The organism is Ottowia sp., from assembly GCF_035325765.1.
Classification (GTDB): Bacteria; Pseudomonadota; Gammaproteobacteria; order Burkholderiales; family Burkholderiaceae_C; genus Ottowia.
In genome coordinates, this window is record NZ_DAOKZG010000020.1 from 43,014 (window position 1) to 55,634 (window position 12,621).

A 12,621-nucleotide genomic window follows, 5' to 3' on the forward strand; every position below is an offset into this window, starting at 1 on the left:
AACTACCCTCGGGCGGGGCTATAAAGGAGCCGACCCCCTTTACCCATTTGTTTTAAATTCGCTTTTTTTACCATCCCCGGCCGCCGGCGCCGGTGTCTTCCCCGCCGCCCCCCCCCCCCCCCCCCCCCCCCGCGCTGCGCATGCCTGCCTGGGGGTCTGCGGCGTTGCAAATGCCCGCAATGGCCGCGGCCATTGCGGCGCCTTGCCCTTGCCGGGCGCGCCGCACCACGAGGACGGGTTCGGCGTCGCCTGAACCTGCCGCCGCAACCGGCCACCGGGCGCCATTATTCCCGAATCGCCCGGCCACTCGCGCCGAGCCGAAACGCGGCACCGACAGCCATCAGTCCTCGAGGAACGGATGGCGCATCAGGATCGTGTGGTCGCGGTCCGGACTGGTGGAAATGAGGTCGATTGGCACGCCTGTGACGTGCTCGATGCGCTGCAGGTACAGGCGCGCCTGCACCGGCAGGCGGTCGTAGTCGGTCACGCCCACCGTGCTCTGGCTCCAGCCCTCCATGGTCTCGTAGATCGGCACACAGCGCTCGATCTCGTCGGCGCCCAGCGGCAGGATGTCGACCTGGCGGCCGTCCAGCTCGTAGCCGGTGCACAGCTTGAGCTCCTTCAGGCCGTCGAGCACGTCGAGTTTGGTGATGCACAGGCCGGACAGGCCGTTCACCTGCGCGCTGCGCTTGAGCAGCGCGGCGTCGAACCAGCCGCAGCGGCGCGGCCGGCCCGTGGTCACGCCCATCTCGGCGCCCACGGTGGCCAGGTGGTGGCCGACGGTGCCCGGGGTCTGCCAGTCGAGCTCGGTCGGGAACGGCCCGCCGCCCACGCGCGTGCAATAGGCCTTGGTGATGCCCAGCACGTAGTGCAGCAGGCCCGGGCCGACGCCGGCGCCGGCGGCAGCGTTGCCGGCCACGCAGTTGCTCGAGGTGACGTAGGGATAGGTGCCGTGGTCGACATCGAGCAGCGTGCCCTGCGCGCCCTCGAACAGCAGGTTGGCGCCGTTGCGGTGCGCCTCGTTGAGCTCGCGCGAGACGTCGGCGATCATGGGCCGGATGACCTCGGCCTGGCGCATCGCCTCGTCGTAGATCGCCTGGAAATCCAGCGCCGGCGCGCCCAGCAGCTCGGTCAGCACGTGGTTGTGCAGCAGCAGCAGCACCCGCAGCTTCTCGGCGAAGCGCTCGGGATGGCGCAGGTCCTGCACGCGCAGCGCGCGCCGCGCCACCTTGTCCTCATAGGCCGGCCCGATGCCGCGACCGGTGGTACCGATCTTCTCGATGCCGCTGCGGGCGCGGTAGGCCTCGCGCGCCACGTCGAGCGCCGCATGCACCGGCAGGATCAGCGGGCAGGCCTCGCTGATGCGCAGGCGCGAGCGCACCTCGACGCCGGCCTGCTCCAGCCCCTCGATTTCCTCGATCAGCTTGGCCACCGAGAGCACCACGCCGTTGCCGATGTAGCAGGTCACGCCGGGCCGCATGATGCCGCTGGGGATCAGGTGCAGCGCCGTCTTGACGCCGCCGATCACCAGCGTGTGGCCGGCATTGTGACCGCCCTGGAAGCGCACCACGCCCTGCGCGCTCTCGGTCAGCCAGTCGACCAGCTTGCCCTTGCCCTCGTCGCCCCACTGGGTCCCGACCACGACCACGTTGCGTCCGGTTGTCACGCTCATTGCTCCAATCGTTGCTCAGACGGGAAGCGGGGCGCTTCAGAGCGCCACCACCGCCCAGCGTTCGCCATGCGGGACCAGCTCGCGGTCGCAGTCGAATTCATCGAGTTCGGCCTCCTGGCCGGGCAGCACGCGCACCACGGTCTCGCCCTGGCGGCGCAGCGCCGCCACCGCCGCCGCCAACCCGGGCGCATCGCCCCAGGGCGCACGCACGGCGGCGCGCAGCGGCCGCGGCGCGGCCACGTGCACGAGCTGCTTGAGGTCCAGGCTGAAGCCGACGGCCGGGCGCCTGCGGTCGCGCTTGTGACCGAACACCGCGCCCACGCCGTCATAGCGGCCGCCGCGCAGCAGGGCGTCGCCGGCGCCGTCGGCGTAAATGGCAAAGCGCGTGCCGCTGTAGTAGCCCCAGCCCCGCGCGTCGGCCAGGTCGAAGCCGATGCGCACGCCCTCGAGATGATGGATCAGCCACTTCAGGTCGGCCAGCGCCGCCGCCACTTCCGGCAGCGACCCGAGCCGGCGTTCGGCCTGCTGCAGCACCTCGGGACCGCCGTAGAGATCGACCAGGGCCTGCAGGCGCTCGCGCACCAGCGCCGGCAGATGGGCGCTGGCCTCGGCCAGGCCGCTGGCGTCCTTGGCCGCCAGCGCCTGGTGGATGTCGGCCAGCGCGCCGTTGTCGACCGGCACCTCGGCGAGCAGCGCGCGCACGATGCGCGCATCGGCCAGATCGACGCGCGGGTCTGCCACCGGCGCCGCGCGCAGGCAGTCGAGCGCCAGGGCCAGGATCTCCAGGTCGGCCTCGCGCCCGGCATAGCCATAGATCTCGGCGCCCAGTTGCAGCGGCTCGCGCGTCGCGTGCGGGCGCTCCGGGCGGGTGTGCAGCACCGGCCCGCAATAGCACAGGCGCGTGACGGCGCCGCGCCCGAGCAGGTGGGCATCAATGCGCGCGACCTGGGGCGTGGTGTCGGCGCGCACGCCGAGGCTGCGACCCGAGAGCTGGTCGACCAGCTTGAAGGTCTGCAGGCCGAGCGCCTCCCCGGTGCCGGTGAGCAGCGACTCCAGGTGCTCGACCAGCGGCGGGATGACCAGTTCGTAGCCGTAGCCCCGCGCGGTGTCGAGCAGCAGGCGGCGCAGCTCCTCGATGTGTCGGGCTTCGGACGGCAGGACGTCGGCGATGTGATCCGGCAGCAGCCAGGCGGACATGTGGGGAGCGCGCAGAAGAAGAGGACGAAACCGCTGATTCTACCGAGCGGCAGGGGTGGCACCGGCGCGCGCGACCGGCGCCGGCATCAGCGCGTCAGGGCACCAGCCACAGGAGCGCCAGCCCGGCCGCGACGGCCACCAGGCCAAAGAAGCGCAACTGCCCGTCGCGCAGTTGCAGCATCTGGGTGAAGGCGCGCCGCCAGGCATCGGGCGCCAGCAGGGGCAACAGGCCCTCCAGCACGAACACCAGGCCCAGCGCGAGCAGCACCGTGTCCGCAGTCACGCACCGGCCTCCGGGCGCTCAGCGCCGCTCCATTCCGCGGCGCAGGGCCTTGAAGAAGTCCGACTCGGCCGGGTCGATCACGAGCACGTCGCCCGGCTGCCCGACACTGGTCTTGTAGGCATCCAGGCTGCGATAGAACTCGGCAAACTGCGGGTCCTTGTCGAAGGCCTCGCCGTAGATCCGGTTGGCCTCGCCGTCGCCCTGGCCGCGCACCGTTTCGGCGTCGCGATAGGCTTCGGCCACCGTCACTTCGCGCTGGCGATCCGCCGCGGCACGGATGCCCTCGGCCTCGGCGGCGCCGGTGGAGCGCAGCTCGTTGGCGACGCGCCGGCGCTCGGCCTGCATGCGACTGTAGACCGATTCCGTGATGTCCTCGACGTAGTCGGCGCGCGTGATGCGCACGTCGATGATGTCGATGCCCCAGGGCTTGCCGCGCTTGACGGTCTCGGTCACCTGGCGCTGCACGTCCTCCATCAGGGTCTCGCGCCGGGTCGAGATCAGCTCGGAAACGGTGCGCCGGTTGACCTCCTGCTGGAAGGCGTCGCGCACCACGCGGTTGAGCTGCTGCGCGCCGCTCATCTCGCTGCCGTCGGCGCTCACGTTCTGGATGTAGACCTTGGGGTCGGTGACGCGCCAGCGCACGTACCAGTCGATCACCATGCGCTGCTTCTCGGCCGTCAGCAGGGGCTCGGTGTCCATGCTGTTGAGGGTCAGCAGCCGCTTGTCGACGTAGCGCACGTTCTGGAACGGCGGCGGCAGCTTCCAGTTGAGGCCGGGCTCGGTGATCACCTTGGTGATCTCGCCGAGCTGGTAGACCACGCCGAATTGCCGCTGGTCGACGACGAACAACGCCGAGCTGACCAGCGCCAGCAGGATCAGGATGGAAGTGCCGATGAATCCGATTCTGTTCATGGTGTGGCCCGTGAAGGTCAGCGCGACTCACGCTCGCGGCTGCGCGCCGCATCGCGCGTGCGGGCATCCGAAGCCGACGACGGGGTGGACGTCGACGCACTGCCGGAGGAAGTCGGCGCCTGCGTCGCGCCGGCCTTGGCGGGCGCGCCCGCGGCCTGCATGATCTTGTCCAGCGGCAGGAACAACAGGTTGCCGCCGGCGCGGGTGTCGACCAGGATCTTGTTGATGCCGCCGTAGATCTCGCGCAGCGTGTCCAGGTACATGCGGTCGCGCGTCACGCGCGGCGCCTTCTGGTAGGCCGCCAGCACCGAGTTGAAGCGCTGCACGTCACCCTCGGCCTGGGCGATCACGCGCGCCTTGTAGCCTTCGGCCTCCTGCTTCAGGCGCGTGGCGGTACCGACCGCGCGCGGCACCACGTCGTTGGCATAGGCCTCGGCCTCGTTCTTGGCACGCTCGCGCTCCTGGCCGGCCTTGATGACGTCGTCGAACGCGGCCTTGACCTGCTCGGGTGGGCGCGAGCCGCCCTGCTGCATGTTGACCGCCACGATCTCGACGCCGACCTGGTACTGGTCGAGCATCTTCTGCATCAATGCGCGCACGCGCGGCGAGATCTGGTCGCGCTCCTCGGCCAGCGCCGAGTCCATCGTCATCTTGCCGACCACCTCGCGCACCGCGCTCTCGGCCACCTGCACCACCGCGTCGTCGGGGTTCTTGCTGTTGAACAGGTAGTCGCGCGAGTTGTTCAGCCGGTACTGCACGGCAAACTTGACCTCGACGATGTTCTCGTCGCGCGTCAGCATGCCCGAGTCGCGCAGGCCGGTGGACTTGATGACGCTGTCGCTGCCGACGTCGACCGAACGGATCTGCGAGAAGCGCACGATCTCGTCACGCTGGATCGGGTACGGCAGGCGCCAGTTGAAACCGGCACCCACCGTCGCGTGGTACTTGCCGAACTGCGTGATCACGGCCTGCTGGCCTTCCTGCACGATGAAGAAGCCCGAGCCCAGCCAGATCAGCACGGCGATCGCGGCGATCACGCCCACGCCCAGGCCGGCGCTCTTCATGTCGGGCTGGAAGTTGCCGCCACCCCCGCCGCCGCGGCCACCCCCGCCACCGCGGCCGCCCAGCAGGCCGCCCAGGCGCCGGTTGAAATCGCGCCACAGCTCGTCCAGGTCGGGCGGCCCCTGGTTGGTGCCGCGCGGTCGCAGCGGCACCGGGGGACGGGGCCGTTCGGGCTCCCCGGCAGGCCGGTCGTCGGGACGCGGCGGCTGGCCGTCGCCACCCTCCTCGCCACGACCCCACTGGGGGTCGTTCAGGTTGAACATGCCCCGCAGGCGCGCCGGCCAGCCGGCCGGGCGGGGAGTGCTGGAACGAGGTTTCATGCGTCGAGGGGTTCTCCGTGCAACCCTTGATTGTGCCCAAACCCTGCGGGGCTCTCGGGCGCCTGCGGTGCCGGCGCCTGGCGCACCTGGCGCGCCAGTTCGGCGCGCAGCGCCGCCAGGCCTTCGCCGGTGCGCGCGCTCACGAACACGCGATCGAACGTGCGTCCGCCGATCGCCGTCGTGTCGACCAGCGCCTGCGGGCGCCGGGACGCGGGCATGGCGTCGAGCTTGTTGAACACCAGCAGCTGCGGCACCTCGGCGGCACCGATCTCCTGGAGCACGCGCTGCACCTCCTCCATCTGCTCGATGAAGCCGGGGTTGGCGGCGTCCACCACGTGCAGCAGCAAGTCGGCGTCGGCCGCTTCCTGCAACGTCGCCTGGAAGGCCTCGACCAGGCCATGCGGCAGGTCGCGGATGAAGCCCACGGTGTCGGACAGCGACACCGCGCACCCCGCCTCGGCCAGCCAGAGCTGGCGCGTCGTCGTGTCCAGTGTGGCGAACAGCTGGTCGGCGGCATAGGCACGCGCCTTCACCAGGGCGTTGAACAGGCTCGACTTGCCGGCGTTGGTGTAGCCGACCAGCGAGATGTTGAAGGTGCCGCGCCGCTCGCGCTGGCGCCGCTGCGTCTGGCGTTGGCGCTTGACCCGCGCCAGGCGCTCGCGGGTGCGCTTGATGGCTTCGCCGATCATGCGCCGGTCGAGCTCGATCTGGGTCTCGCCCGGCCCGCCGCGCGTGCCGATGCCGCCCTGCTGGCGCTCCAGGTGCGACCAGCGACGCACCAGGCGCGTGCTGAGGTACTGCAGGCGAGCCAGCTCCACCTGCAGCTTGCCCTCGTGACTGCGCGCGCGCTGGGCGAAGATTTCCAGGATCACCAGGGTGCGGTCGTTCACCGGCAGGCCGATGGCGCGCTCCAGGTTGCGTTGCTGCACGGGCGATAGCGCCTGGTCGAACAGCACCTCCTCGGCACCCTCGGCCTGGGCCAGCAGGCGGATCTCGTCCGCCTTGCCGCGGCCGACGAACAAGGCCGCGTCGGGGGCCGGCCGCCGGCACGTCAGGCGAGCCACCGGCCGCAGGCCGGCGGTCTCGGCGAGCAGACCGAGCTCGCTGAGCTCGGCATCGAAATGGGGCACGCCCAGATCGACTCCGACCAGCACGGCGGCGGCACTCGGCGAAGCGACAGGGGTGGGCAAAGTCGGCGTCAGGGGGCTTTGAGGGGGAGCGCAGCCCCCCGCAGGGGGCTGATGAGGGAGGCGAGCGGCAAACGGATGTGGCTCACTTGGCCGGCGCGTCGGCGCTGTCGCTGCCTGCGGCCGTGAAATTCACCGGGCGCCCGGGCACGATGGTTGAAATCGCGTGCTTGTAGACCATCTGCGTCACCGTGTTGCGCAGCAGCACGACGTACTGGTCGAAGGATTCGATCTGGCCCTGGAGCTTGATGCCGTTGACCAGGTAGATGGACACCGGGATGTGCTCACGGCGCAGGGTGTTCAGGAACGGGTCTTGTAGGAGTTGCCCTTTGTTGCTCACGATATTCTCCGTGTTCAATGGATGTTTTTGAGGATGGGGAAGGTTTGCGAACTTAACACATGGGGGCGAGGCCAGCCATCACAAGGGACACCCCCGGCTTTCCTGCCGACGCGGGGACCCACGGCGGCGCGCGCCTACGCTCCCTTGTCGGCGTAGGGGTTGCGCGCGCTCCTGAGCTCGATGCGCAGGGGCGTGCCGGTGAGGTCGAAGGCCTTGCGAAAGCGCCCCTCCAGGTAACGCTTGTAGGCGGCGGTCACGCCCTCCAGCCCACTGCCGTGCACCACCACCACGGGCGGGTTCATACCGCCCTGGTGCGCGTAGCGCAGCTTGGGGCGATACATGCCCGAGCGCCGGGGCGCCTGGAACTGCACCGCCTCATGCAGCAGGCGCGTGAGCTGGGGCGTCGGCAGCTTGCGCGTGGCGGCCTGGTGGGCGCGGACGATCGAACGCCACAGCGGCGCGATGCCCTGGCGCTTCTCGGCCGAGATGAAGTGCAGTTCGGCGAACTTGAGAAAGGCCAGGCGCGTCTCGATCGAACGCTGCACCCCTTCGCGCTGGTAGGCGTCGACCGCATCCCACTTGTTGACGGCCAGCACCACGGCGCGGCCGGCCTCGAGGATGAAGCCGGCGATGTGCGCGTCCTGGTCGGTCACGCCCTCGGTGGCGTCGATCAGCAGCAGCACCACGTGCGCCGACTCGATCGCCTGCAGCGTCTTGACCACCGAAAATTTCTCGACCGATTCGAACACCTTGCCCTTGCGGCGCAGGCCCGCGGTGTCGATCAGGGCAAAGCGCTGGCCGTTGCGCTCGAACGGCACGGTGATGGCGTCGCGCGTGGTGCCCGGCTGGTCGAACGCCACCAGGCGCTCCTCGCCCAGCCAGGTGTTGATCAGCGTGGACTTGCCGACGTTGGGACGGCCGGCGACGGCCAGGCGGATGACGCCCTGGTCGTCCGCGTCAGCATCCTCTTCGGCGGCGGCCGGCAGCGCGAGCGTCTCCAGCGCCTGCTCCAGCATGTGCTGCACGCCCTGGCCATGGGCCGCCGAGACCGGCAGCACCGGGCCCAGGCCAAGTTCGAAGAATTCGGCCAGCTGCGTGCCGTCCTTCATGCCCTCGGCCTTGTTGGCCACCAGCAGGCAGGGCTTGCCCAGGCGCCGCAGGTAGTCCGCGATGTCGTGGTCCTGTGCCGACAGGCCGGCGCGGGCGTCGACGATGAACACCACCACGTCCGCCTCGGCCACGGCCTGGCGCGTCTGGCGCGCCATTTCCTTGTAGATGCCGCTGTCGGCGCTGGGCTCGAAGCCGCCGGTGTCGATCACGATGTAGTCACGCCGACCGAGCCGCCCCTGCCCGTAGTGGCGGTCGCGCGTAAGGCCGGCAAAGTCAGCCACGATGGCGTCGCGGCTCTTCGTCAGCCGGTTGAACAGCGTTGACTTGCCGACGTTGGGACGCCCCACCAGGGCGATCACGGGCTTCACGCGGCAAGCCCTCCCGCGCGGCACCCCAGCCAGTGGCGACGGAGCAGGCCCCGCCCACCCACGCCGCGGCCGGACCCGTGCCGGTTACTGGCGTCGTCCCCCTGGGGGGGAGGCGCCCAGCGACTCAGGGGGGAGTCCATCACTCCGGCCGGAAACCGAACACGTTGCCGGCGCGCGTGACCACCACCAGGGTGTTGCCCGCCTGCACGGGCGTGGCGGCAATGCCCGAGCCATCGGTGCTCATGCGGCCGAGCGCAGTGCCATCCGCGCGCGAGAGCAGGTGCACCAGCCCGGTGCTGTCGCCCACGACCACCGAGCGGCCGAGCACCAGCGGGCCCGTGAGCTGGCGCCAGCGCAGGCGCTCGGTACTCCAGGCTCGATCGCCGGTGTCGGCGCGCCAGGCCAGAACCTGGCCATCGGCCTCGGCTCCGTAGAGGCGCTCGCCATCGCCGGCGATGCCGGTGGCGCCATTGGCCGCCCGGGTCCAGAGCAGCCGCCCGTCCCGGGTTTCCACGCAGCCCAGCGCGGCCTGGAAGGCCCGCGCGCAAACCAGGGTGCCGGCGCGATAGGCGCCGCCCACCAGGTCGACCAGGCGTTCGACGTCGTTGGTGCCACGCGCGGCCGCTACCGGAGCTTCCCAGCGCACGCTGCCGTTGTCCGGATCGATCCCCACCAGGCGTCCCGCCAGGCCCGCCACCAGGGTGTTGCCGACCGGCAGCAGGACCCCGGCCTGGCGCAGCACCAGCGGCTCGGCGGGTCGCTCCAGGTGCCACAGCCGCGCGCCGCTGCCTCCGTCCAGCGCCGTCAGCGAACGATCCGCGCCAAGCACGAACACCCGCCCGCCCGCCACCAGCGGCGCGGTATAGCTCTGCGTCGGCAGTGGCCGGCGCCACAGCACCTGGCCGCCTTCCAGCGCCACGACCTCATTGGCGCGCGTGACGACCGCGCTCACGCGCCCGTCGTTGCCGACGCCGGCCGACAGCGGCGCGCCAACGCTGGCTCGGCCGAGTTCGCGGCCGCTCGCGGCATCGAGCGTGACGAGGCTGCCATCGTCGCCGGCCAGCAGCACCTGGCTGCCCTGCACGTGCACCTGCAGCGGGAAGCCGACGGGCGCCGCCCTGAGCTGCCAGACCTGGCGCACGCCGATCAGGTCGACGCTCGGCGGCAGTTCGGCCGGCTTGGGCCGCGCCGTGCCGCTGGCGCATCCCGCCAGCACCAGGGCGCCCAGCGCCAGGGCCAGCGCCTGCGCCGCGCGCACGCCGGATCGGGCCAGGCGCCGCATCACGAGGCCACCCCGGCGCGGGCCTCGGGATCGACGCCCAGCGAATTGAGCTTGATGCCGACCAGGCGCCGATAGTCCGCGCGGTCGCTGCCCAGGCCCTGGTAGGCCTTGCCGAACTCGGCCGCCGCCTCGCTGCGCTTGCCCTGCTGCAGCAGCACGTCGCCGCGCAGGTCGGCCGCCAGTGGCGCGAACTCGGGCGGGAAGCTGGCCGACAGGGTCTTGAGCGCCGCGTCCGGCGTCTTGGCGTCGAGCTGCAGCGCCGCCAGGCGCAGCCGCGCGATCGCGCGCATGCCGTCGTTCGGCCCCTGCTCGGCAACCCAGGCCAGCGCCGCCTGGGCCTCGGCCTCCTTGTCCTTGTCATGCAGCACCTTGGCCGCCAGCAGCGCGCCGTAGCCGGCGTAGGTGGTCCGGCCGTAGCGCTCGCGCATGTCGGCCAGCGCACGCTCGAGCCGGGCCACGTCGCCGGCCTCGGCGCTGCGCTCGATCTCGCCGTACAGGGCCGAGGCCAGCGCGCCCTGGCGACGCTGCCAGTAATTCCAGCCGTTCCAGGCGGCGTAGGCACCCAGCACCAGGATCAGCACCCAGGTGATCAGATTGCCCCAGGTCTCCCAGAAGGCCTTGAGGGCGTCGAGCTGTTCCTGCTCTTCGAGGTCGAGGTGTTTCGCCATGAAATGTCAGATCCGGATCAAGCGGTGGATTTTAGGCTGGCGGCCCAGGCCTCGGGCGTGGCGAGTGGCCGGCGCTGCTGGCTGCCGCTGCCGTCGCGCAGCGCCTTCACCGTCACCTCGCCCGCCGCCAGCTCGTCGGCGCCAAAGACCAGGGCATGGCGCGCGCCGCTGGCGTCGGCCTTCTTGAACTGGCTCTTCATGCTGCCCATGCCGTCCGCGCCACCCGCGTGCATCTGCACGGCGACGCCGGCCGCGCGCAGCGCCTGCAGGCAGCGCATCGCGACCGGCAGCGCGGCGGTGTCGGGAATCACGGCGTAGGCGTCGGGCAGCGGCTCGGGCACGACCACGCCCTCCTCCTGCAGCAGTTCCAGCACGCGCTCGATGCCCATCGCCCAGCCCACGGCGGGCGCGCCCTTGCCACCGATCTGCTCGATCAGGTAGTCGTAGCGCCCGCCGCCGCAGATCGTGCCCTGCGCGCCGAGGCTGTCGGTGATGAACTCGAACACCGTCAGGTTGTAGTAGTCAAGGCCGCGCACCAGGCGCGGGTTGATCGAATACGCGATGCCGCTGGCCCCGAGGATGGCCTGTACCGCCTCGAAGTGGCGGCGCGATGCCTCGCCCAGGTGGTCCAGCAGGCGCGGCGCGCCTTCGACCAGGGCCTGCATCGCCGGATTCTTGGTGTCCAGGATGCGCAGCGGGTTGCTGTGCAGCCGCCGGCGCGCGTCGGCGTCGAGCTGATCGTGGTGGGCCTCGAAATAGGCCACCAGCGCGGCGCGGTGCGCGCGCCGCTCGTCGGGCTGGCCCAGGCAGTTGAGTTCCAGCCGCCAGTGGCGGATCCCGAGCTCGGCCCAGAGCTGCACCGCCAGCAGGATCATCTCGGCATCGAGCTCGGGCCCGGAAAACCCCAGGGCCTCGGCACCGACCTGGTGGAACTGGCGATAGCGGCCACGTTGCGGGCGCTCGCGCCGGAACATCGGGCCCATGTAGTAGAGCCGCTTGCCACCGTCGTAGAGCAGGTTGTGCTCGACCACGGCACGCACCACGCCGGCGGTGTTCTCGGGCCGCAGGCTCAGGTGGTCGGCGTGGCCGTGCTGGTCGGCGCGGTCCTCGAAGGAATACATCTCCTTTTCGACCACGTCGGTGACCTCGCCCAGGCCGCGCGTGAACAACTGGGTGTGCTCCATCACCGGCGTGCGCACGTCGCGGTAGGCGTGGCGCGCCATGACGCGGCGCACCGCCGCCTCCAGCCACTCCCAGCGCGCCGACTGCGGCGGCAGGATGTCGTTCATGCCCTTGATGGCCGTGATGCGGATGGATTTGGACATGCCTTGGCTAAGCTGCTGTGGATGGCCGCCCGCGCTTGCCCGGCAAGCGCCAGCGCCCAAGGATGGCGCGGCCGGTCAATCGGCGGGCCCGCCGCCGAAGCGCCGCTCGATGTAGCGCTCGACGATGGCGTGGAACTCGTCGGCAATGTGCTCACCGCGCAGCGTCACCGCCTTCTGGCCGTCGATGTAGACCGGCGCGGCCGGCATCTCGCCGGTGCCCGGCAGGCTGATGCCGATGTCGGCGTGCTTGCTCTCGCCCGGCCCGTTGACGATGCAGCCCATGACGGCCACGCGCAGGGTCTCGACGCCCGGGTACTTGACGCGCCAGACCGGCATCTGGGCGCGCAGGTGGTCGTCGATGCGCTTGGCCAGCTCCTGGAACACCGTGCTGGTGGTGCGCCCGCAGCCCGGACAGGCGGTGACGCTGGGCGCGAACATGCGCAGGCCGAGGGCCTGCAGGATCTCGCTGGCGACCAGCACTTCCTGGGTGCGCGACTCGCCCGGTTGCGGCGTGAGGCTGACGCGGATGGTGTCGCCGATGCCCTCCTGCAGCAGGATGGCCAGCGCGGCGGCCGAGGCGACCGTGCCCTTGGTGCTCATGCCGGCCTCGGTCAGACCCAGGTGCAGGGGGTGATCGCAGCGCCTGGCCAGCTCGCGATAGACGGCGATCAGGTCCTGCACGCCGCTGACCTTGCACGACAGGATCACCTGCGCCGGATCCATGCCCCAGCGCACGGCCTGCTCGGCCGAGCCGATGGCCGACTGCACCAGCGCCTCGTAGAGCACCTGGCGCGCGTCCCAGGGCTCGGACCGCAGGGCGTTCTCGTCCATCAGGCCGGTCAGCAGGTCCTGGTCCAGGCTGCCCCAGTTGACGCCGATGCGCACCGGCTTGTCC

Annotated in this window: 12 protein-coding genes; all 12 read right to left on the bottom strand. The window is 71.0% G+C overall.

What is annotated here, in order from left to right:
- Positions 1-340: 340 nt before the first annotated feature.
- Complete coding sequence (locus tag PKA16_RS08660) at positions 341-1,672, bottom strand: adenylosuccinate synthase (protein WP_324402331.1); 1,332 nt, start codon at positions 1,670-1,672, stop codon at positions 341-343.
- Positions 1,673-1,708: 36 nt separating this feature from the next.
- Positions 1,709-2,869 (bottom strand): ATP phosphoribosyltransferase regulatory subunit, encoded by a 1,161-nt coding sequence (locus PKA16_RS08665; protein WP_324402333.1) that lies wholly within the window; start codon positions 2,867-2,869, stop codon positions 1,709-1,711.
- A 94-nt stretch (positions 2,870-2,963) separates the two neighbouring features.
- Complete coding sequence (locus PKA16_RS08670) at positions 2,964-3,152, bottom strand: DUF2065 family protein (protein WP_324402335.1); 189 nt, start codon at positions 3,150-3,152, stop codon at positions 2,964-2,966.
- 18 nt (positions 3,153-3,170) lie between these two features.
- Entirely contained in the window at positions 3,171-4,064 is an 894-nt protein-coding gene (locus PKA16_RS08675) for a protease modulator HflC (protein ID WP_324402337.1), read from the bottom strand.
- A gap of 17 nt (positions 4,065-4,081) precedes the next feature.
- Positions 4,082-5,446, bottom strand: a complete 1,365-nt coding sequence (gene hflK / locus PKA16_RS08680; protein WP_324402338.1) for an FtsH protease activity modulator HflK — start codon at positions 5,444-5,446, stop codon at positions 4,082-4,084.
- Positions 5,443-6,636 carry a GTPase HflX gene (hflX, locus tag PKA16_RS08685; RefSeq protein WP_324402340.1) on the bottom strand — a complete coding sequence of 398 codons (1,194 nt, stop codon included), beginning with the start codon at positions 6,634-6,636 and terminating at the stop codon, positions 5,443-5,445. The genes hflK and hflX overlap by 4 nt, the downstream gene beginning before the upstream one ends.
- Before the next feature lie 82 nt (positions 6,637-6,718).
- Positions 6,719-6,991, bottom strand: coding sequence for an RNA chaperone Hfq (gene hfq, locus PKA16_RS08690; protein WP_324402342.1), 273 nt, complete (start codon positions 6,989-6,991; stop codon positions 6,719-6,721).
- A gap of 116 nt (positions 6,992-7,107) precedes the next feature.
- Complete coding sequence (gene der / locus PKA16_RS08695) at positions 7,108-8,451, bottom strand: ribosome biogenesis GTPase Der (protein ID WP_324402344.1); 1,344 nt, start codon at positions 8,449-8,451, stop codon at positions 7,108-7,110.
- Between the two features lie 139 nt (positions 8,452-8,590).
- Positions 8,591-9,733 (bottom strand): outer membrane protein assembly factor BamB, encoded by a 1,143-nt coding sequence (gene bamB / locus PKA16_RS08700; protein ID WP_324402346.1) that lies wholly within the window; start codon positions 9,731-9,733, stop codon positions 8,591-8,593.
- A complete protein-coding gene (locus PKA16_RS08705; RefSeq protein WP_324402348.1) occupies positions 9,733-10,401 on the bottom strand; it encodes a tetratricopeptide repeat protein in 669 nt (222 codons plus the stop codon). The genes bamB and PKA16_RS08705 overlap by 1 nt, the downstream gene beginning before the upstream one ends.
- Positions 10,402-10,418: 17 nt before the next feature.
- Entirely contained in the window at positions 10,419-11,726 is a 1,308-nt protein-coding gene (hisS, locus tag PKA16_RS08710) for a histidine--tRNA ligase (protein WP_324402350.1), read from the bottom strand.
- 75 nt (positions 11,727-11,801) lie between these two features.
- On the bottom strand, positions 11,802-12,621 hold an 820-nt coding region (locus PKA16_RS08715; RefSeq protein WP_324402351.1), incomplete at its 5' end, for a flavodoxin-dependent (E)-4-hydroxy-3-methylbut-2-enyl-diphosphate synthase.

Bases quoted from the DNA above. Each gene is read 5' to 3' on its own strand.
- hisS (WP_324402350.1), bottom strand. From the start codon at position 11,726: ATGTCCAAATCCATCCGCATCACGGCCATCAAGGGCATGAACGACATC.
- PKA16_RS08675 (WP_324402337.1), bottom strand. From the start codon at position 4,064: ATGAACAGAATCGGATTCATCGGCACTTCCATCCTGATCCTGCTGGCG.
- PKA16_RS08665 (WP_324402333.1), bottom strand. From the start codon at position 2,869: ATGTCCGCCTGGCTGCTGCCGGATCACATCGCCGACGTCCTGCCGTCC.
- PKA16_RS08660 (WP_324402331.1), bottom strand. From the start codon at position 1,672: ATGAGCGTGACAACCGGACGCAACGTGGTCGTGGTCGGGACCCAGTGG.
- bamB (WP_324402346.1), bottom strand. From the start codon at position 9,733: ATGCGGCGCCTGGCCCGATCCGGCGTGCGCGCGGCGCAGGCGCTGGCC.
- hflK (WP_324402338.1), bottom strand. From the start codon at position 5,446: ATGAAACCTCGTTCCAGCACTCCCCGCCCGGCCGGCTGGCCGGCGCGC.
- PKA16_RS08705 (WP_324402348.1), bottom strand. From the start codon at position 10,401: ATGGCGAAACACCTCGACCTCGAAGAGCAGGAACAGCTCGACGCCCTC.